General features: G+C 67.0%; 19 protein-coding genes and 3 pseudogenes. 14 read left to right on the top strand and 8 right to left on the bottom strand.

The window, feature by feature from the left end:
• From IEY36_RS28425 to IEY36_RS28450, 6 genes and pseudogenes are all read left to right on the top strand, one after another.
• Positions 1–213, top strand: a 213-nt coding sequence (locus tag IEY36_RS28425; protein WP_188973375.1) for a hypothetical protein, incomplete at its 5' end; no start/stop codon positions are given.
• Positions 214–438: 225 nt separating this feature from the next.
• Positions 439–653, top strand: a pseudogene (locus tag IEY36_RS30890) (IS3 family transposase); the annotation flags it as partial.
• 415 nt (positions 654–1068) lie between these two features.
• Positions 1069–1284 (top strand): hypothetical protein, encoded by a 216-nt coding sequence (locus tag IEY36_RS31280; RefSeq protein ID WP_229681660.1) that lies wholly within the window; start codon positions 1069–1071, stop codon positions 1282–1284.
• Positions 1285–1473: 189 nt separating this feature from the next.
• Positions 1474–1965 (top strand): peptidase associated/transthyretin-like domain-containing protein, encoded by a 492-nt coding sequence (locus tag IEY36_RS28440; RefSeq protein WP_188973379.1) that lies wholly within the window; start codon positions 1474–1476, stop codon positions 1963–1965.
• A gap of 13 nt (positions 1966–1978) precedes the next feature.
• The gene (locus IEY36_RS28445; RefSeq protein ID WP_188973381.1) at positions 1979–2593 is read left to right on the top strand and encodes a ferric reductase-like transmembrane domain-containing protein; all 615 of its coding nucleotides are present in this window, start codon (positions 1979–1981) and stop codon (positions 2591–2593) included.
• Positions 2594–2942: 349 nt separating this feature from the next.
• A pseudogene (locus IEY36_RS28450) lies at positions 2943–3906 on the top strand (IS630 family transposase).
• A gap of 161 nt (positions 3907–4067) precedes the next feature.
• Here the strand turns inward: IEY36_RS28450 and IEY36_RS28455 are convergent.
• The 3 genes from IEY36_RS28455 to IEY36_RS28465 all read right to left on the bottom strand — a co-directional run bounded on the left by IEY36_RS28455 (position 4068) and on the right by IEY36_RS28465 (position 7280).
• Complete coding sequence (locus IEY36_RS28455) at positions 4068–5723, bottom strand: tetratricopeptide repeat protein (RefSeq protein WP_188973383.1); 1656 nt, start codon at positions 5721–5723, stop codon at positions 4068–4070.
• A 245-nt stretch (positions 5724–5968) separates the two neighbouring features.
• Entirely contained in the window at positions 5969–6535 is a 567-nt protein-coding gene (locus tag IEY36_RS28460) for a class I SAM-dependent methyltransferase (RefSeq protein ID WP_188973385.1), read from the bottom strand.
• A complete protein-coding gene (locus tag IEY36_RS28465) occupies positions 6528–7280 on the bottom strand; it encodes a class I SAM-dependent methyltransferase (RefSeq protein WP_188973387.1) in 753 nt (250 codons plus the stop codon). Before IEY36_RS28465 ends, IEY36_RS28460 begins: the two co-directional genes overlap by 8 nt.
• A gap of 225 nt (positions 7281–7505) precedes the next feature.
• On the opposite strand from IEY36_RS28465, the gene IEY36_RS28470 reads away from it, so the two are divergent.
• Positions 7506–8795 carry a caspase family protein gene (locus IEY36_RS28470; protein WP_188973389.1) on the top strand — a complete coding sequence of 430 codons (1290 nt, stop codon included), beginning with the start codon at positions 7506–7508 and terminating at the stop codon, positions 8793–8795.
• Positions 8796–8915: 120 nt separating this feature from the next.
• Positions 8916–9290 (top strand): transposase, encoded by a 375-nt coding sequence (locus tag IEY36_RS31470; protein WP_373290359.1) that lies wholly within the window; start codon positions 8916–8918, stop codon positions 9288–9290.
• Positions 9291–9710: 420 nt separating this feature from the next.
• Here IEY36_RS31470 and IEY36_RS28480 read toward each other — a convergent pair whose 3' ends face one another.
• Together IEY36_RS28480 and IEY36_RS28485 are read right to left on the bottom strand one after the other, a co-directional pair.
• On the bottom strand, positions 9711–10163 hold the full coding sequence (locus tag IEY36_RS28480) for a hypothetical protein (RefSeq protein WP_188973393.1): 453 nt from the start codon (positions 10161–10163) through the stop codon (positions 9711–9713).
• A 4-nt stretch (positions 10164–10167) separates the two neighbouring features.
• Positions 10168–10326: a hypothetical protein gene (locus IEY36_RS28485; RefSeq protein WP_188973395.1), complete on the bottom strand. Its 159-nt coding sequence runs from the start codon at positions 10324–10326 to the stop codon at positions 10168–10170.
• Between IEY36_RS28485 and IEY36_RS28490 the strand changes: the two genes are divergently transcribed.
• Together IEY36_RS28490 and IEY36_RS28495 are read left to right on the top strand one after the other, a co-directional pair.
• The gene (locus IEY36_RS28490; RefSeq protein ID WP_268238222.1) at positions 10294–11688 is read left to right on the top strand and encodes an AsmA family protein; all 1395 of its coding nucleotides are present in this window, start codon (positions 10294–10296) and stop codon (positions 11686–11688) included. The two genes, IEY36_RS28485 and IEY36_RS28490, sit on opposite strands and share 33 nt — an antisense overlap.
• A gap of 143 nt (positions 11689–11831) precedes the next feature.
• Positions 11832–12143, top strand: a complete 312-nt coding sequence (locus tag IEY36_RS28495; protein WP_188973399.1) for a transposase — start codon at positions 11832–11834, stop codon at positions 12141–12143.
• A gap of 257 nt (positions 12144–12400) precedes the next feature.
• Here the strand turns inward: IEY36_RS28495 and IEY36_RS28500 are convergent, their stop codons facing one another.
• A complete protein-coding gene (locus tag IEY36_RS28500) occupies positions 12401–13960 on the bottom strand; it encodes a proton-conducting transporter transmembrane domain-containing protein (RefSeq protein WP_188973401.1) in 1560 nt (519 codons plus the stop codon).
• Between the two features lie 100 nt (positions 13961–14060).
• Here IEY36_RS28500 and IEY36_RS28505 point away from each other — a divergent pair, with 100 nt between their 5' ends.
• Complete coding sequence (locus IEY36_RS28505) at positions 14061–14276, top strand: helix-turn-helix domain-containing protein (RefSeq protein ID WP_229681661.1); 216 nt, start codon at positions 14061–14063, stop codon at positions 14274–14276.
• 18 nt (positions 14277–14294) lie between these two features.
• Here the strand turns inward: IEY36_RS28505 and IEY36_RS28510 are convergent.
• Positions 14295–15352: pseudogene (locus IEY36_RS28510) on the bottom strand (IS3 family transposase); the annotation flags it as partial.
• On the opposite strand from IEY36_RS28510, the gene IEY36_RS31475 reads away from it, so the two are divergent.
• Entirely contained in the window at positions 15342–15590 is a 249-nt protein-coding gene (locus tag IEY36_RS31475; protein ID WP_373290358.1) for a Rid family hydrolase, read from the top strand. The pseudogene IEY36_RS28510 and the gene IEY36_RS31475 overlap by 11 nt on opposite strands.
• Complete coding sequence (gene allE / locus IEY36_RS28520; RefSeq protein WP_188973405.1) at positions 15587–16357, top strand: (S)-ureidoglycine aminohydrolase; 771 nt, start codon at positions 15587–15589, stop codon at positions 16355–16357. The genes IEY36_RS31475 and allE overlap by 4 nt, the downstream gene beginning before the upstream one ends.
• Before the next feature lie 41 nt (positions 16358–16398).
• Here allE and IEY36_RS28525 read toward each other — a convergent pair whose 3' ends face one another.
• Positions 16399–17298: a LysR substrate-binding domain-containing protein gene (locus IEY36_RS28525; RefSeq protein WP_188973408.1), complete on the bottom strand. Its 900-nt coding sequence runs from the start codon at positions 17296–17298 to the stop codon at positions 16399–16401.
• A 165-nt stretch (positions 17299–17463) separates the two neighbouring features.
• Here IEY36_RS28525 and IEY36_RS28530 point away from each other — a divergent pair, with 165 nt between their 5' ends.
• The gene (locus IEY36_RS28530) at positions 17464–18411 is read left to right on the top strand and encodes a Bug family tripartite tricarboxylate transporter substrate binding protein (protein ID WP_188973410.1); all 948 of its coding nucleotides are present in this window, start codon (positions 17464–17466) and stop codon (positions 18409–18411) included.
• Positions 18412–18415 lie beyond the last annotated feature (4 nt).

Below are 18415 nucleotides of genomic sequence, written 5' to 3' on the forward strand. Positions count from 1 at the left end.
GCCGCGATGCCGGAGAACGTCGAGCACGCCATCGTCCCGGACCCGGATGGGGCGTCGGACCTGCTGCGACGACGCAACGGCTACTACAATACCGTCGTGCTGCTCGCTCCCGAGCGCGATGGTCTGCCCACGGGGACTAAGGAAGCATTGGAGGGCGCGCTTGCAGGCGCGATCCTGATAGATATGCCATGTCGGCATGATGTCGCGGCGTGAAATCCGCGCCCCTGCCGCGGCCAAACTCCGGCCGGGCTTCGCTCGTCCTGCGTGATGCCGGGGCACCGCAGCGACGTGCGTATCAACCGGCAGGGAAGCCACCTATCGGAACATGGTCTGAACCGCCCTGGGATTGTCGGAGGCTCCAACGCCTGAGAGGCTGGAGCGATGACGAGCAAGACGACGAACTAGTTTTCGCCTGAGGTTCGCGAACGGGCGGTACGGATGGTGCTGGATCATGAGGCGCAGCATCCGTTGCGCTCGGCGACGATCCTGTCGGTCGCGGCCAAGATCGGGTGCACGTGCCAAACGCTGAACGAGTAGGTGAAACAGGCGAGCGCGACACGGGCCGCAGGCCTGGGCCGACGACGGAGATGGCGGCCCGGCTCAAGGCCCTGGAGCGTGAGAACCGCGAGCTGCGGCAGCCGGAGGTCGTGCTTGGCGCCTGGCGCGCGGCACGGGCCTCGGCGCCGAACATGACGGAGGACGAGGCTCGCCTGGCGCTGGAGCGGCTGGACCCGCTGTGGGAGGAACTGTTCCCCGTGGAGCAGGCGCGGATCATCCGCCTCCTGGTCGACCGGGTGGACATCGGGGCGGGCGGCGCCGACGTGCGGCTGAAGCTGGAAGGGCTGGCCAGCCTGGCGAGGGACCTGGCCGGGCCACCCGCCGAAGCGCCGAGGGCGGCGGCATGACCGGCGCCGCGCAAATGCTGACCGTCCGGGTGCCCCTGGCGGTCCGGAAGCAGCGGGGTGGGCGGAAGCTGATGATCGCGCCTGCAGCACCACGAACCGGGGCTCCTCGGCTGCCGACACCACGCGGGTGAAGGCGCTGGCCCGAGCGTTCCGGTGGCGGCGAATGATTGAGACCGGGCGCTTCGCGACCATCAACGAACTGGCGGCCGCCGAGAAGATCACCTCGTCCTACGTCTCTCGCCTGCTGCGGCTGACGCTGCTGGCGCCCAACATCGTCGAGGCGATCCTGGACGGGCGGCAACCGGACGGCGTGACGCTGCCGGGGCTGATGGAGCCGTTTCCCCTCACATGGGAAAGGCAGCACGATCCGCAGGCGTAGCCCTCTCCGCTCACCCTATCTGCTTGGCACCCGGCGAAAGCGCGTGCCTGATGTCAGGGAGGCGCTTTACCAACTACCCCGCCTCCCTACATCACATCTTTGGTGAGCGGGTTCACCGCGGCCTGCAACTTCCAATGATGAAGGGAGGTCGCGCGAAGGCGCCCGCGATGCTCGAGAGGAGAGATCACGATGACCCATGCGCTGAAAGCTCGCCGTACCCTCCTCACCGCTGCAGCCGCGACTGCTGCCGCCGGGCTTATCACGCCACTGCGAGCGCAGGGCCTCGCCCCGACGCCGACGATGCGGGGCGGCGCCAACAACTATTTGGCTGGCGCGCCCGTCGTGCAGCGCATCGGCGGTGGCGGCTTCTGGATGACTGGCACCGTCCGACGCGCCGGCGATGGCGCTCCGCTCCCGCGCATACGTATCCAAATCTGGGCGCACACGACAGAAGGGCATGAGCGCGACCCGCACAGCCACGGGGCCACGCTGACAGACGCGAATGGCGTGTTCAGGATGGAGATGCCGCAGATCGTGCCCGCCTTCGGCCAGGCGCATGGGCATCTCGCCTATGACGCAGCCTACGACGAGAACGGCTTCGCGACGGTGTTCCTTCGGCCGGTGATGCGGAGCGCGCGCGACAGGAGCCTCAGCGCGGACTTCGTCCTGCAACGGGCGTAATCGGGACCAGGCCTTGCGTTCAGTTCTGATTTGGGCGGCTGTCGCGGCCGCGCTGCTGGTGCCGGTTGTCGCCGCGGCGCGCAGTCCGCTGCTCGCATGGCGCGACTCCTTCTATATCGCAGCTGGCTTCGCAGGGGTGGTCGCACTCGGACTACTCCTGCTCCAGCCCTTGCTCGCCGGAGGATACTTGCCGGGCGTGCGCATACGCCTTGGGCGGCGACTGCATGCGTGGGTGGGGGCCGGCCTCGTATTGGCGGTGGTGGCCCACGTTGCGGCCTTGTGGGTGACCAGCCCGCCGGACGTCGTCGATGCGCTCCTATTTAGGTCACCGACGCCGTTTTCTGCCTGGGGCGTGGTCGCCATGTGGGCGGTGTTCGCTTCGGCCCTCCTCGGGGCCCTGCGCGGACGGCTCCGCCTCAGGCTGATCGTCTGGCGGCTGTGTCACGTCAGCCTTGCGGTGGTGATCGTGGTGGGCAGCGTCGTGCACGCGATGCTGATCGATGGGACGATGGAGATCGTGTCGAAGGTCGTGTTGTCCGCCCTAGTGCTGGCGGCTGTGGCGAAGGTGGTGGTCGATCTGCGCCTGCTGGCCGGGCTCCGCCGCATGGCCTGGCGAAGTGGCCGGTAGGACCAGGCGCGGACAGGACTTCGCCGGCAAAGCGGTGCTTACGTACCTCGGCCGGTCCGGCGGCACCCGACAACCCGAGTTATCGCTCACCGGCCCGCAGCAGCAACCAGCCGGCCCCGGCAAGAGCCAGGCAGCCCGCGACCAGCGCGGCGGCGAGGCCGAGCCAAGTGTGGTCCCACCCCAGAGCGGGGTCCCGCGGGCAATGCGCCTCGTGCGCCGCTTGGCGCGCTGCTGCCGCGGCTGGGGATTCACCTAGAGCACATTCTTCTCGAACTGATTCGTGAAAGTGCTCCCCCCGACGCGAGCGTGATCTGATTCATCGTGTCTGCTGGGCGGGGGGCCAGCGGCGATGGCGAAGACCTTGTCCATGGATCTGCGGGTTCGGGTGATTGCGGCGGTTGAGGGCGGTCTGTCGCGCCACGCTGCTGCGGAGCGCTTCGGGATCGGGGTGGCGACCGCGGTGCGCTGGCTGCCCACGTGGCACGAGGCGGGGGCGACGGCGGCCAAGCCGCGCGGCGGCGACCGGCACTCGGCGCGGATCGAAGCGTTCGGCGCGGTGATCCTTGCGGCAGTCGATCGGCAGGTGGACATCACGCTGGTCGAACTCGCCGCGTTGCTGGAGCGCGAGCACGGCGAACAGTTCGCGCCGAGCACGATCTGGCGCTTTCTCGACCGGCGCGACCTCACCTTCAAAAAAACCGCACACGCCAGCGAGCAGGCACGGCCAGACGTCGCCGCCCGGCGCGAAGCCTGGTTCGCGGCGCAGCCCGACCTTGATCCCGAACGTCTGGTCTTCATCGACGAGACCGGCGCATCGACCAAGATGGCGCGCTTGCGGGGCCGCGCACCGCGTGGCGAACGCTGCCGCGCGCCGGTGCCACACGGACACTGGAAGACCACGACCTTCATCGGCGCCCTCAGGCTGTCGGGCATGACAGCGCCGATGGTGCTCGATGGCGCGATGAACGGCGCGGCCTTCCTCGCCTATGTCGAGCAGGTGCTGGTGCCGACGCTGCAACCCGGCGACATCGTCGTGATGGACAACCTGCCCGCCCACAAGCCGGCCGCGGTGCGTACCGCCATCGCGCGCGCAGGCGCCACCTTGCTCTACCTGCCGCCATACTCGCCGGACTTCAATCTGCTGAGGAGCACTGCTCCGAAGGGACGCCTTCGCCAAGCTGAAGGCCCTGCTGCGCATGGCCGCAGCGCGCACCGTCGACGAACTTTGGGACGCCATCCGCGACGCCCTGCCCGCCTTCTCGCCAGCCGAGTGCGCGAACTACTTCACCGCCGCTGGGTACGAGCCGGAATGACTGGATTCTGCTCTAGTCGGCCGTGGGGAGCGCGGAACAAACTCGCTGAGTGGGAGACCAAACCAGTCCTGTAGTCGCGGCTCCACGCCACTGGAGCCCCTACCAGAAGTTCCGTACCAACGCTCAGCGTCCTCCTTTCAGGCCCAAGCGCCGCGGGGCGATCAGGCAGCCTTGCCGCGAGCGCAGAAGCACGACACGGAAACCGGAAGGTCGGCGCGGGCGGACGCGAGGACCACGCGTTGGCGGAGCAACGCAGCCTCAGACGTCTCGCCGCGCCGATCGAGGCAATCGAGCAGCCCTCGCATAGCCCAAATGTTGTCAGGGTGGATCTGCGCGCGGGGAAGCGCACCACCAAGACCGAGGTCCTCGCGATAGACCGCCTCCGCCTCAACCGCGCGCCCCTGCTCCAGCAGCAGCGCGCCGAGTGCATGACGAATCGGCTGCATCCAGCCCCATGGCTCATCGTAGGGCAGGTCGTCTTCCATCGCCACGGCGGCCCGCAAACGGGCGAAGGCAACATCGTACTCTCTCCGGCGGTAGGCTATTTCCCCCTCCAGCATCTCCTCGGCGACCGCCAGCAGCTGCACGCATGGCACGTTGTGGAGATACCGGGACTTGGGCACGCGTTTCACGGCCTCGCGAAACAGCACCTGTTCGGCCTCCGCCGCCGGGATGTCGCCAAGCGCGGCATGAGCGACGCCCTTGGCGTAATGAAGCATTGCCAGTGTGTTGCAGTAGAGGTCGCGGTCCGCCGGGAGATCCTGAGCGACGATCTCACGCCATTTGCCGAAGCGGACAAGAACGTGCTGCCTAATGGAAACATAGCTCTCGAAGAAATCGGCCATGGGCGGCGAGGGGATACGCAGAAACCCCTCGGGCATGGTCTCGATCAGTTCGTCCGCCGCTGCGATGGCGGGGGCATATTGGCCGAGGAACATGGCGCCGTAGGAAGCAAAGTGGTAGTTGTGAATGCGATAGCCGGAGTAAAAATTCATCGGTCCAATGCGGTCGTAGAATTTGCGGTCCGCGATAATGGCCCTCTGATTCCAGTGCATCGTGTCGTGGTAGTGGCCGCACTGAACATCGATGTGGGTCGGCATGTGCAGCAGGTGGCCCATATCCGGGGTCAGCTCGCGCAGCCGATCGCCTGTTACCAACGCCGCTTCCGGATGCGGTGACATCTCCATCAGGTGGACGTGGAGGTGCAGAAGACCGGGATGATTCATCGCCCCGGGCAGATCACGGAAAGCTGACTCGAGCACGTCGCGCGCCTCCAGCGTACCCGCACCCGGCGCTGGGTTCCCGGTTCGCAAGTCCCACATGCGCCAAGGAGTCCGGTTGAGGATCGCCTCTACGAAGATGGTTCGTAGATCAAGGTCGCCGACATGGGCACGATGAGCGATGCGCATGGCGTCGGCAAAGGCGTCATTCCAAGGGCGCTGGTCATCGATCGGGACGCGCTGAGGATAGCGGGAGGGCAGAGCTTCAATCAGTGCCCGTTCTGGAGCTGTCACGTCGCCAGCGTAAGTGAGAGCAGCGCGGGCCGAATCATAGGCTTTGGCAAGCACCGTGGCCTTGCCAGCAGGGTCCTGCAGTTCCCAGGGAAAGTTGTAGTTCGGCCCCACCGCGTAGCCGATGCCCCAATGGGCCATGGCGCAGTTCGGGTCATTCTCCAGCGCCTTCTCGAAGCAGGCGATAGCCTCCTCGTGGTGGTAGCCAAAACACCAATTCAGACCACGATTGAACCAGCGCTGGGCTTCCACCGAAGTGGTCGTCACCTTCCGAGAGTAAGAGCCGAGATCATAGGGATAGTCCATGCCACGTTCTCCCCACTATCGATCGCTGGACGACGCAATTCGAGACAATAGCACGCAGTTGGTATTGGAGGTGCGTGAAGGCCCATCCTACTGACGTTGCCAGATAGGCGACGGTGTCAGCGGCGAATGCCGAGTTGCATCGATTGCCTGCGTCTTGCTGCAATGATCGTGTCGTGCCGAGCGCCACCTACCTCGCCTCCCACCTTTGGCCAATGCAACCGCGCCAAACCTAACGATGCTGGGCCTCAAATCGGCGGTCGGCGTCCGACGACGCAATGGTGCGGGCAGACGGTGAACAGCACGCCACCCTCGAGCGCCGCCTGCCGCGCTGCTTCGAACACGGGTCGTTCCGCCGTATCGAGCCGCGCCACGACGTTGCCCTGCAGGTAGCGGAAGAAGGGGCCATCCGCCCTGTCGATGGTGGCCAGCATGGGGAAGCAGCTCAGCCGCTCGAACCCCGCTGCGCCCATGCGGGCATAGATGCTGCGGTCGGCGACGCCGCGCGGACCGACGAGTGGCGGCCGGCTGTCCACCTTCGTGCGCAGCGCACCTTCAAGTCCCAGGTTCCAGGCATGCGGCAGTTCGGTCGCCCGCACGATCACGCCGACGCGCCCGCCCGGCCTCACCACGCGCCGCAACTCGCTGAGCGCAAGATCGGCGTCGCATTCCTCCAGCACCGTGACGCTGAAAGCGTGGTCGAACTGTCCGTCCTCGAAGGGCAACCGATCCGCATTGCCCTCCCCGAAGCGGATCATCTCCGAAACTCCCTCCTCCTCGGCGAGTGCCGCCGCCTCGCGCAACAGGTTAGGCATTGATGTCCACCGCCGTGATTGCCGTCGTCCCGCCAGACCGCCTTGCCGCCAGCCGCGTGGACGCGCCGGAGCCGCAGCCGACCTCCAACAGGGCCTCGCCGGCGACGGGGGCCATCACCTCGAGCAGCGTCGTCACCATGGCCCTGTAGCTCGGGCTCATCGCTCGGTCCTCGAGCAGCGCCACACCCCCCAGATGACGCCCGCCGAGGGTGATCACCGTGTAGCGCGCCGCAAGCGCGGGAAGGGCGGCCTCCCACTGCGAGGGCGCAAGGAAGAGCGGCATCAACACCAGCGCCGGACCTTCGCCGCGGATACTGTAGGTGATGCCGGCGTGACTGCCGCGCTCCGGCAGGCCTGCGGGCGTCGAAGCCTCTCCGGGCAGCGCGCAGAGGGCGGAGACGATGGCCTCCGTGTTGTCGGCAACGCAGTCTCCCCAGATCGGAGCGCCGTAGCCGGCGAGGGTGACGCGCCGGCATCCGGGCAGGAGCGGAACGACACGCTCAGCGACCGGGCCGGACATCCCCGCATCGCCCGCCACCACTGTCAGTCGCGAGGCGAGCGCGGCGAGCGGTGCTGGATCGACGCTGGTCGCCTCGCAGAGCGCGAGCCCGGCGATCCGTCCTGGATGGCTACGTACAAGGCCATCGAGGTCGGCGGGCATTTGCGACGCCACATGCGCGGCACGCACGCCGAGATAATCCCACAGCCCGACAAGTCGATCGGTGAGAGGCGCCTCCTGGATCATCGTCTCCTCCCAAATATGCCGACGGTCCATCACGCGACAGGCGCATGGCGGGCGGACAGCCATCAGTCGGGATGGTCGAAATGCGATGCTCGCGATCGCCTTACGGGCCACCGCCAACCCTACTATACAGTCAAGTCTGTCGTCAGGAATCCGCGCTGAAAATCCGACGAAAATTGGCTGAAGATGTATACTCAATCGGCAAGCTCAGCCGTCAGAGGTGCTTCCATGCCGTGCGATCGGAAGGCGTTGCTCTGTTTTGCCGGGTTTTCGCTCGATCTTTCCCAGTGCGTGCTCCGACGCGAAGATCAGCAGGTTCCGCTCCGGCCGAAGGCTTTCGACGCCCTGCGCTACTTGGCCGAGCACCCGCATCAGCTGTTGACGAAAGAGGAGTTGCTGCAGGCGCTCTGGCCAGGCGTTTGGGTGACGGATGACTCCCTGTCACAGTGCATCCGTGCGGTCCGTTTGGCTCTCGACGACACGCACCACCAGCTGGTTCAGACAGTGCCCCGACGGGGATATGTCTTCGCTGTGGACGTGATTCGGAGCATGCTGCGGCATTCGGAGGACGTGCCGGTGACCGCTTCCCAGCAGCCACAGTCGGCGCCAATCCTGGTGCGACCAATCCCGCGACGCCACTCTGGGCCGCCCCACCATTCGATCCTTTGGCTGAGCGCAGCGGCGCTGTCTTTTGCATTCACAGTCTTCGTAGGGGCCGCTTACTGGCGGATGAATGTTCGGCCTGCGGCGCTCGCCCTCGCCGACGCGTCGCCCGAGTACGTTGCAACTCGCGCAGCCGCCACAGACGCATCGCCAGTTGAACGTCGTGTCGCCCTGGTAGTGGGCAACGGCAGCTATGACGCTGTTGATCTGCCGGGTGCACGCCGCGATGCGGCCGCCGTCGCTCAAGCGCTACGGCAGATTGGATTTGCCAACGTTGTCTTGTTGCAGGATCCCCCACACCAAGTTCTTCTCGCAGCGCTCGGGGAATTCGCCCTGGCAGCCGAGGACGCAGACTGGGCGGTCATATACTACGCCGGTCGTGGAGCGGAGGTTGGAGGCGCGCAGTTCCTCGTACCGGCGGGTGCCGTACCGGCTAGTTCGTACGCGCTATCGACGGAAGCTATCGCGTTGACCTCACTGCTTCGAAGCGCTGCTTCCGCGCGGAGGCTGCGCTTGATCGTCTTTGACGCTTGCCGCGTTGCTCCAGGGGTCGCCGATCCGCGACCGATTCCCTCGATTCTGTGGGCGCACCCGACTTGGACGACCGAGTTATCCCCGCGTGGTGCAACCCTGGTGGCATTTTCGACCGCGCAAGGTCAGCAAGCAGTGGACGGCGCCGGGAGTTACGGACCATACGCGGAAGCACTGCTGGCCGCGATGGACACGCCCGGGCTCGAGCTAGGCGCGGCCTTCCGCGGGGTGCGCGATCGCGTGTTGAAGGTGACTGACGGAAGGCAGGAGCCCTTCCTCTACGGTTCACTACCCGCGGAGCCGCTCTATTTCAGGCCGCCCTGACGACTTGCCAGGAGCGGCCCACAATTCGAGCGCCCTGGTGGCAAACCCCCGGGGGGCCTAGGTTAATACCTAGGCGCGCGCCTATGTCGAAGCCCACCAGGCGTTGAGATCGTCACCGGCATCCATCGCCGCCGGCGGCCCACTGCCGAGGAAAAGGTCCGGTTGGTGGAGCAGACCATGCAGCCCGGCATAGCGTTCTCCGCCGTCGCCCGGCTGCACGGCGTCTTGTCCCGACTGCTGGCCCCGTGGAGGCGCAGCATGGCCGAGGGTGGGCAGAAGGCGGTCAGGGCCAACGAGGAGTTCGTTCCGATCGGCCGCGTCCTGGACCGCTCTTCCGCCATACTGTCTTTGAGGCCCATTCGGCTGCCCCCCCGTGCCGCGAGAACGCGTGCGAGGGAACCTCAGCAGAAGGGGCTCACGTTGGCTGTCGCTAGGGCTGTGGAACCAAGCAACGGCGGCAGACGAACGCGGAACCTTCAAGACGCCCTCATCTGAACCTAACGACACTGCTGGCGTTCGGCCGTACCAAGTGTTCGCTCTCGAAGTACGGATTTAGGGCAAGTGGGGTTCGAACCGCGACAAGCGCCGATCGCGCGGAAACCGGCCTTTTACCTAGGTTTTTGAGTTCCGTACTGAAACGCCCAAGTCAGGAGGTCCGGAGAGAACGGGCCACCGGAGAACGATTTTCCGCCGGCTCGGCGCCGGGCCAGTCAACAGGTCTGCCCCGAAAACCCCAGGAAACCTGCCACTCAGCGCGGCGGTCAGTCTGGCGGAGAGCACGGCTTGTATGGGAACTGGCGGAGGAGGTGCGTCCGGGTACGAACGGTCTCTGAGTCCAGCGCAGTCGCTATTCAGCGAGACAACGCGCGTGCGCAGCGTCTTAGGTGCAGCCGCATGTCGAACTGCGCGATGCGCCTAGACGAGCGCCATCTGCGTTTTCAGCGCAACTTCGGGCAGTGTATCGCGTTGTTCCTGGAAATCCGGACGGAGGACGCGCGCCATCAAACGCCGATACTGGATCACGGGTCTGATCGCGGCGTTGGGACTGTCCGCACTGGCCCTCGTACTGAGCTTCTCCTGGGGCACGTTCATCCCGGTCGCCGAACGCATGGCTTCAAATGCCATCGGCCGCGCCGTCACCATCGGCGGGTTGCATGTGCGCCTGGGCCGAGTTTCCCTCGTCACGTTCCGCGATGTGACGGTGGCCAATCCGGAGGGGTTCGACGCCGAGCCGCCCTTCGCACGAATCGCATCCGTGGAACTGCGCCTCGACACCTGGCCTACGCTGCGGGACCGCACACCCACGATCCCGTCGGTCGAGATCCAGGGGCTGGATGTGCTGGCGGTCACGCAGCCGGATGGCAGCACCAATTCAATCCTGTCCCTGCCGGACCCAACTGGCGAGCCAGGTGCGCGCCTGCGCATCGGTGAACTCATCCTCCGGGAGGGTCGGGCGCGAATCCTGCACGCGCCGCTGCGCGCCGATTTCACAATCCAGATGGAAACGCGCGCCGTCGCGGCGGGGCCGCATCACATCTTTGCCACCGCCCGCGGCACCTATGCGGGGGCCCCGCTCACCGGGGAAATGGCGGGCGGCACCATCCTGGCCGTGGGCGATGCAGGCCAGGGTTGGCCCGTGCAGTTGGAGCTGGAAAACGGCACCACGCGCGCCACGCTCAACGGCACCATCACCGACCCGCTGACTTTGGCCGGCGCCGATCTGCGCCTGGTATTGACCGGTCCCGACATGCGCTTCCTGACACCCCTGACCGGCGTGCCAATTCCCTCCACGCCGGCCTTCCGCGTCGCCGGCAAGCTTTCCTACGCGGATCGGCGCTTCCGCTTCACCGAGATGGAGGGCCTGGTGGGGCGCAGCGACCTTCGTGGCACGGTGACCATCGCGCCCAGTCGCACGCGCCCCGATGTCACGATGGATCTCCAGTCGCGGCAGGTGGACCTGGCCGACCTCGCGGGGTTCATCGGCGGCAATCCCGGGCGTGGCCGGCCGATCCGGGATGACACGCCGCGCACCGGCCGCGTGCTTCCCAATGCGCCGGTCAACCTGCCGCTGTTCCGGGCCGCCGACGTGCATGCCCGCTTTCGCGCCGCGCGCATTATTGGCGCGGATTCGCCCTTCGGCACACTGGACGTCACGCTGGAGCTGATTGGCGGCGTGCTGACCCTCAAGCCGCTGCGGGGCGGGATAGGAGCCGGCGCCGTGGTGCTCACCGCGACACTGACGCCGCGTGAGGATGGGCAGCTTCACGCCGCGGCTGATTTCGAGCTTCAGGGGCTCAACATCGCCCATATCATGTCTTCCTTGGGTGGGGAGGGCGGCGGGGCGCTGAACGGCCGGGCGCGGCTGGAAGGCATCGGACGCTCAACCGCGCAGCTTCTCGCGCGCGGCACGGGCGGGCTGTCGCTGCGCACCGCGGGCGGGAACCTCAGTGCCTTCTCCGTGGACTTGGCTGGGCTGCGTCTGGGAAATGCAATCTTGTCGGGCCTCGGCCTGCCTTCTCGCACGAATCTGGAATGCTTCGTGGCGGATTTCGCTCTGGCGGGCGGCGTGCTCAACGCCCGCACCCTCCTTCTGGATACGAGCGACGCGGTGCTGATCGGCACCGGCCGCATCCATCTGGATGAGGAGCGGCTGGATCTGCGCTTGAACAGCCAGGCGAAGAACTTCACCATCGCCTCGATCCCGGCAGAGCTGGCCGTCCGCGGCAGACTGAGCAACCCGTCGGTTCAGCTAGTGGCGAGCGAGAGCGCCGGCATCTTCTCGTTCCTGCCAATTATTGAACTCGGCATCGGCGATGATCCACGCTGCCGCGCCTCGCTGGAACGCATGGGGCGCACACCCGCCAACCGACAGCCCGCACGCGCAAGGCAGTGAGAGGGCGGCCATGTAGCGGGAGGCGTTTATGCGCATCGATATCCTGAGTGTGTGAAGTGATTGGTGCATTATTTTGGTGTGTAGGTGCCTGAAGTTAAACCACTTTCGTGGACACCCCGAGGCTTGAGATGGAGGTGTCCGCGATGCCGAGCTTCAGGGTGCCTTACCCGCCGGAGTTCCGGCGGCAGATGGTGGAGTTAGTCCGATCGGGGCGAACCCCGCAGGATCTTGCGCGGGAGTTCGAGCCGAATGCGCAGTCGATCGTGCACTGGGTCCGTCAGGCGGATCGCGATGCCGGCGAGCGAGGGAATGGCGGCACGACCAGCGCCCAGCGAGAGGAGCTGAGCAAGCTCCGTCGTGAGAACCATCGCCTTCGCCAGGATCGCGACATTCTGGCAAAGGCGGCGGCCTGGTTCGCGAAGGACAAGACCCCATCCGGGTCTTCGAATTCATGAGCGCGCACCAGGCCGAATTCCCCATCCGCACAATGGCCCGCGTGCTGCGGGTCTCGGCCGCCGATTACTACAGCCGGGACGCCGCCATCGCGAAGCTGACATGCGTCTGGCCGAGAACTGGATTGACGGCGACGGTCGCCTCCAGCGGGAAGGCAGGGGGATCGCGCGGGCGGCGGCCTCGGCGGCGCGCAGCAGGCCGGCCGTTTCCGCGGCGAGGGTCGCATCAGGGGTCAGGGTCATCGGTGCGCTCCGTCGCTTCAGAGGGGTCTTGCGGCACGGCAGCCGCCGATCAGCCGCTCGAGGGCGGCATTGAGGTAGAGCCCGTTGGCCAGGTGCACCCGCAGCCCCGCCGCGGCCGGGTGATGCGCCCAGTGCGGGAGCAGCGCCTGCGCCACGGCGACCGCGCCGAAGGACAGGATCACCAGCACGAGCAGCGCGCCCTCCAACGGCCCGGGCGCCGGCGGCGCGGGCAGCGCGCCGGCCGTCAGCGCCTCGGCCAGCCGGTGGAACGCGAAATAGGCGAGCGCCGCCGCGCCAGAGGCCAGCGTGGTGCGCCGCGTCAAGGCTCGCGGTGCGGTATCGGCCAGGCCCTGGGCGCTGAGGTACGCGACGCCGAAAATCAGGATCGCGCCGAGCGCCACCGCCTGCGCCGGCTTCGGCCCGAAGACCGCCCAGAAGCCGCCCGCCACGGCCGCGTAGATGGCCCGCGCGATGGCGAAGGCGCGCATGACGGCGCCTATGCCCGGCACTGCCACCGGCCCAGGCCGCCGCGCCGACTGTACCGCCCGCACCGCCGTCCCCGACCCCAGGAAGGCGTGCGCCTTATAGAGCGAATGTGCGACGATGTGCAGCAGCGCGAGCGCCCAGAGGCCAAGGCCGCATTGCAGCAGCATGAAGCCCATCTGGGCGACGGTGGACCACGCCAGCGCCGTCTTCACCGCGGCCTGGGTCAGCATCACCAGCCCGCCGGCCAGCGCCGTGAAGCCGCCCAGCATCACCAACGCCGCCATGGCGCCGGGGCTGGTCTGCATCACGTCCGCGAAGCGGATCAGCAGAACGCCGCCGGCATTGATGATGCCGGCATGCAGCAGGGCGGAGACCGGGGTCGGCGCTTCCATCATCTCAGTCAGCCAGCCATGCACAGGGAAGGCCGCGGTCTTCAGCAGCGCGGCCAGCACGAGCAGTCCGGTGGCGACAAGCGCGGACGCCGGTACCGGCCCGGCCGCGGCGGCCCGGTTGATCGCCGCGATGTCGGCCGTGCCGAATGCGAACCACAGTAGCAGGGTCGCGAGGATCAGTGCGGCATCCCCCCCGCCCCAGACCAGCGCGAACTTGGTCGCCGCGCACCGCGCCTCCGGCCGCGCGGGGTAGAACAGCAGCAGCCGCCGGATGCCGAGCCCCACCGCGATGAAAGACGCGACCAGCAGCGCGAGGCTGCCGGCCATGCCGAGCACGAGGACGGCGGCGAGCGTCGCCAGCAGCAGGCCGTGGAAGGCGCCCTCGCGCGTTTCGCCATCGAGGTAGCTGCGCGCATATCGCACGACCACCCAGCCGATGAAGCCGACGATCAGCATGATCACCGCGCTCAGCACATCGAAGCGCAACGTCAGCGCGAAGGCGCCGCTGCCGATCGTGCCCGCGGCCGGCCCCAGCAGCGCCATCTGTGCCGCACCAGCGCCGATCAGCCCGAATGCCACTATCCCCGCCACTTCGGCCAGACGCGGCAAGGCGCCCGGGCGCCGGCCGGGGCGGACCAGGGCGAACAGGGCCGTGACCAGGAGGACGGGCGGGGCCAGGACGGCCAGGCTCGGGGGCATTGCGCAATTCCGGATCGGGTGGCTTCGCGGCCGGAATAGCCTTGGCCAAAATTCCAAAAAACTACATGTTCTCGGCCGCATCATCCTATTGAACCGAACGATGAGCGCCCGGAACCTTCACCATCTGCGCCTGTTCCGTGCCGTCGCCCATGACGGCACGCTGACCGGCGCGGCACGTCGGCTGAACCTGTCCGCCTCGGCACTCTCGTCGCAACTGAAGGCGCTGGAGGCGGCCCTGCGACAGGATCTGTTCGAGTGCCGCGGGCGGGGCTTGGTGCTGACCGAGGCCGGCCGCAATCGTGGCCTGCCCCCATGAGGTGGTCCGGGGTGAATGTTAGTGCATCGTCGGCTTGTCTGCGACGACCGTCGTGACCGGCATGGCCGGTTGGGTCTTTGCCGGCGGCCATATCTTGGCGTTGGGGGCCGGCGGCTTGTACCCAAGCGACGAGTGCGGGCGCACCGAATTGTAGTGCTGGCGCCAGCCTTCGATCACCACCCGCGCCTCGGCCAGCGAGTAGAAGATCTCGCCGTTCAGAAGCTCGTCGTGCAGCTTGCTGTTGAAGCTCTCGCAATAGCCATTTTCCCAAGGTGACCCAGGCTCAATGAACGCCGCCTGCGCGCCGACCGCGGCAATCCATTCCCTCACCGCCTTGGCGATGAATTCAGGGCCATTGTCCGAACGAATATGGCCCGGCGCTCCGCGCAGGATGAACAGATCGGACAGAACATCGATCACGTCCGTCGATTTCAGCTTCCGGTCAATCCGGATGACCAGACATTCCCGGCTGAACTCGTCGATCACGTTGAGCATGCGGAACTTCCGGCCATCATGGGTCCGGCCCTCCACGAAGTCATAGGACCAGACATGGTTGGGCCGCTCGGGCCGCAGACGGACGCAGGACCCATCGTTCAGCCAAAGCCTACTCTTCCTGGGCTGCCGGCTCGGAACCTTCAGACCCTCTTGCCGCCAGATCCTCTCTACGCGTTTCACGTTCACCACCCAGCCAGCAGCCCACAGAAGCGCCGTGATCCGCCGATAGCCGTATCGGCCATACGCCGTGGCCAGCGCGATGATGTCGTCGGTCAAAGCCGCATCATCGCACCGACCCTTCGGGCTCTTGCGCTGGGTCGATCGGTGCTGCCCCAGAACCCGGCACGCCAGACGCTCGGACACGCCGAATTTGGCGATGACCTAGTCGATGCAGCGGCGACGCCGGGCGGGGCTCAGAAGTTTCCCGAGGCAGCTTCCTTGAGGATCAGCTTCTCCAGGGTCAGATCCGAGACGGCCTCGCGCAGCCGTTCGTTCTCCTTCTCAAGGTCCTTGAGGCGCTTCACCTGATCGCCCTTCAGGCCGCCAGACTCCTTGCGCCAGCGGTAATACGTGAACGGCGTCANAAGGCCTACTTCAGGGAGGACCACTTTTCAGGGGGCAGACCACGACCGTTCGCGCCTGTTGCGTGCGGAGGTGTTCATGGGCGACCTCTCGCAGAAGGCCGCGATGGATGCGGCATGGACACGCTGGATCCCCAACGGCGAGGGCCCGGTGCGCAGCGCGGTTGAAACGCCGATGCCGCCCGGCGACCTTGTCGAGATCATCGTCATCGCCGCGCTGCCCGGAGAAGCACAATGACCCGCCGCGATATCCTTCCCCCCGGCATCGTCGGGCACAACCGCACGATGGTGACGCCGCACTATGCGGTGATGCCGCCTGACGGGATCCTCGAAAGCCGGTTGCCCGGCTTCACGCGCACCAAGATCCGCTTCCATACCAGCCCCGCGATGGGGGCCAATTTCGCCCAGGCATTGCTGGAAATCGATGCCGATGGCGGCACGCCGGTGCCGCTGCAGGACGGGCTGGAGCACTTCTTCTATCTGCTGGAGGGTGAGGCGGCGGTCGTCGCGGATGGGCAGGCGCAGCGTCTCGATGCCGGCGGCTACGCCTATGTTGCGGCGGGCAAGTCCTACTCAATCCAGGCGGTGGGCGGGCCGGTGCGGGCGATCTGGATCAAGCGTCCCTACGTCCCCGCCCAGGGCATCACGCCGCGCGCATCCTTCTTCGGCCATCGCAGCCAAGTGCCGCGCGTGAACAAGCACACCCGGGGCCGCAACTGGCAGGCGCTGCTCGGCGAGGCCGACCTGTCCATGGATATGGAGATCAACATCCTGTCCTTCGAACCGGGCAACTACTTCCCCTTCGTCGAGACCCACATCATGCAGCACGGTCTGTACATGCTGGAGGGCCAGGGCCTGTATCTGCTCGGACGCGAGTGGCACGAATGCTGGGCGGGCGACTTCATCTGGATGGGCGCCTATGTGCCGCAGCAATTCTACGCCACCGGATGGGGGGAGACGGCCTATCTGCTCTACAAGGATGTGAACCGGGACGTGACCTTCTGAACAGGGCCGGGCGCCGCGGCGTGCCTCTCCGCTCAGCCCGTTCAATGCCCCGGCAGCGCCGCGACAGCCATGGCGACGACCGCGACGAAGCGCTCGATCCAACCCATCTGGTCGCCCGAGCGCCAGGCATAGGCGCCGAAGGAGAAATCGATCGCCGGCTCGAACGCGCAGCTCGCGCCGCCCAAGGCCTCATGGGCGCGGGCGGTCATCGGGTCGACGACGGCGCAGCCGAAGCCGGCCTGGACGAGCTGCGCCGCGGAGAAGGCCTGCATCGTCTCGATCGCGACGTGAAACGGTACGCCGCGGTGAGCGAAGGCCTGCTCGGTCTCCACCCGCATCAGTGAATGCGCCGCCAGCGCGACCATGGGCTCGTCGGCCAGCAGCTCCGGGGTCAGCGTCCGCGTGGCGTCCGCGAGGCGGTGCGTCGCCGGCAGGATCACTCGCCCATGCATCGGGAAGGCGGCGACCTGGCGCCCGATCTCCGGCGCGGGTGCGATGGAGGCGAAGGCGATGTCGCAGCGGCGCTGGGCGAGCATGCTCAGGGCCTGCTGCGACGGCACGATATGCAGATGCACCACCGGGGTGCCGGCCAGGGCCTGGAACCCTCTCAGCACCTCCGGCAGCAGCGTGTTCCCCAGGGCCGGTATGGTGGCGACCGACAGCACCCCCGCATGGCGGGTCCTGATCTGCTCTGCCGTGTCGAGCACGCGCGCGAGGCCGAGGAAGGACCGTTCCACCTCGTCATAAAGTTCGATGCCTTCGGTCGTGGGCGTCATCCGCGTGCCGCGCCTGTCGAACAACTTCAGGCTGAGGCCCGCCTCGAGGTCCGCCAGAAGACGGCTCACCGAGGGTTGCGAGATGTTCAGCATGCCCGCCGCCCGCGTGACGCTGCCGCTCTGCATCACGGCGCGGAAGGCTTCGACCATGCGATGGGTGACCATGCGTGACGCCTGCCTCTCATAGTATTTGTGCATGATAAGGTGAAGAAATACGATTGGACACTATCAGGAAACCACCTTGATGATCGCGAAGCAGTGCCAGAGGCGCCCAAGGCTCCGGCCATCCTTCACGGGAGATCAAGTTCAGTGCCCCTCAACAGGAGAAGCATGCTGGCCGCGGCCAGCGCGTGCCTGCCCATGGCGGCCCTGGCCCAGGCTGGCGGGCCGGGGCCGATCCGGCTTGTCGTGCCCTTCGCGGCGGGCGGTTCGGTCGATGTGCTGGCCCGCCTGATGGCGCCGCATCTCAGTGAACGGCTGCACCAGGACGTTGTGGTGGAGAACCGCACCGGCGCCGCCGGCGCCATCGCCGCTGAGAATGTGGTGCAGTCTCCCGCGAACGGGACAAGCCTGCTGGTCGCCTCGGGCGGGCAGGTGACGATCGCGGCCGCGCTGCCGCAGAATCTCAGCTTCGATCCGATGCGCGACCTGGTGCCGGTCACGCATCTGGTGGACACGCCCTACATCTTCTCCGCCGGGCCTTCGCTGCGCCAGCCCGGGCTCCTGGAGATGATCGCCGATACCAAGGCGCGGCCCGACAGCATCACCTATGCCTCGCCGGGCGCGGGGTCGGTCACGCATCTGATGATGGAGATCCTGAACCAGGAGACGGGCGCGCGATTCCTGCACGTGCCCTATCGCGGCACCGGCCAGGCGATGGCGGATCTGATGTCTGGCCGCGTGGACATGACGCTGGGCTCCGTCGCTTCGGTGAAGCCGGCGCTCGATCGGCGCGAATTGCGCGCCGTCGCCACGGCGGGCCATGTGCGCCTGGCGCAGTTCCCAGATGTGCCGACGACGTCGGAACTGGGCATTCCGGGCATGGATGTGCGTGTGTGGATCGGCCTCGTCACCCGCGCCGGTACACCCGCACCGACCATCGCCCGGATCGACGAGGCGGTGCGGGCCGTCATGGCGCTGCCCGAACTGCGCGCGCGGCTCGAACCGCTGATCCTGATCCCCGTCAGTGACGGGCCGGCTGCATTCGGCGTGACGCTGGCCGAGGATGCGGCGCGCTGGAAGCGTGTCGTCGCGCGCGGGAACATCACTTTGAACTGACGCG

The sequence above is a fragment of the Neoroseomonas lacus genome (assembly GCF_014644535.1).
Taxonomy (GTDB): Bacteria; Pseudomonadota; Alphaproteobacteria; order Acetobacterales; family Acetobacteraceae; genus Neoroseomonas; species Neoroseomonas lacus.

Bases quoted from the DNA above. Each gene is read 5' to 3' on its own strand.
- IEY36_RS31280 (WP_229681660.1), top strand. From the start codon at position 1,069: ATGATTGAGACCGGGCGCTTCGCGACCATCAACGAACTGGCGGCCGCC.
- IEY36_RS28440 (WP_188973379.1), top strand. From the start codon at position 1,474: ATGACCCATGCGCTGAAAGCTCGCCGTACCCTCCTCACCGCTGCAGCC.
- IEY36_RS28455 (WP_188973383.1), bottom strand. From the start codon at position 5,723: ATGGACTATCCCTATGATCTCGGCTCTTACTCTCGGAAGGTGACGACC.
- IEY36_RS28460 (WP_188973385.1), bottom strand. From the start codon at position 6,535: ATGCCTAACCTGTTGCGCGAGGCGGCGGCACTCGCCGAGGAGGAGGGA.
- IEY36_RS28465 (WP_188973387.1), bottom strand. From the start codon at position 7,280: ATGATCCAGGAGGCGCCTCTCACCGATCGACTTGTCGGGCTGTGGGAT.
- IEY36_RS28470 (WP_188973389.1), top strand. From the start codon at position 7,506: ATGCCGTGCGATCGGAAGGCGTTGCTCTGTTTTGCCGGGTTTTCGCTC.
- IEY36_RS28490 (WP_268238222.1), top strand. From the start codon at position 10,294: ATGGAAACGCGCGCCGTCGCGGCGGGGCCGCATCACATCTTTGCCACC.
- IEY36_RS28485 (WP_188973395.1), bottom strand. From the start codon at position 10,326: ATGCGGCCCCGCCGCGACGGCGCGCGTTTCCATCTGGATTGTGAAATC.
- IEY36_RS28495 (WP_188973399.1), top strand. From the start codon at position 11,832: ATGCCGAGCTTCAGGGTGCCTTACCCGCCGGAGTTCCGGCGGCAGATG.
- IEY36_RS28500 (WP_188973401.1), bottom strand. From the start codon at position 13,960: ATGCCCCCGAGCCTGGCCGTCCTGGCCCCGCCCGTCCTCCTGGTCACG.
- IEY36_RS28505 (WP_229681661.1), top strand. From the start codon at position 14,061: ATGAGCGCCCGGAACCTTCACCATCTGCGCCTGTTCCGTGCCGTCGCC.
- allE (WP_188973405.1), top strand. From the start codon at position 15,587: ATGACCCGCCGCGATATCCTTCCCCCCGGCATCGTCGGGCACAACCGC.
- IEY36_RS28525 (WP_188973408.1), bottom strand. From the start codon at position 17,298: ATGGTCACCCATCGCATGGTCGAAGCCTTCCGCGCCGTGATGCAGAGC.
- IEY36_RS28530 (WP_188973410.1), top strand. From the start codon at position 17,464: ATGCTGGCCGCGGCCAGCGCGTGCCTGCCCATGGCGGCCCTGGCCCAG.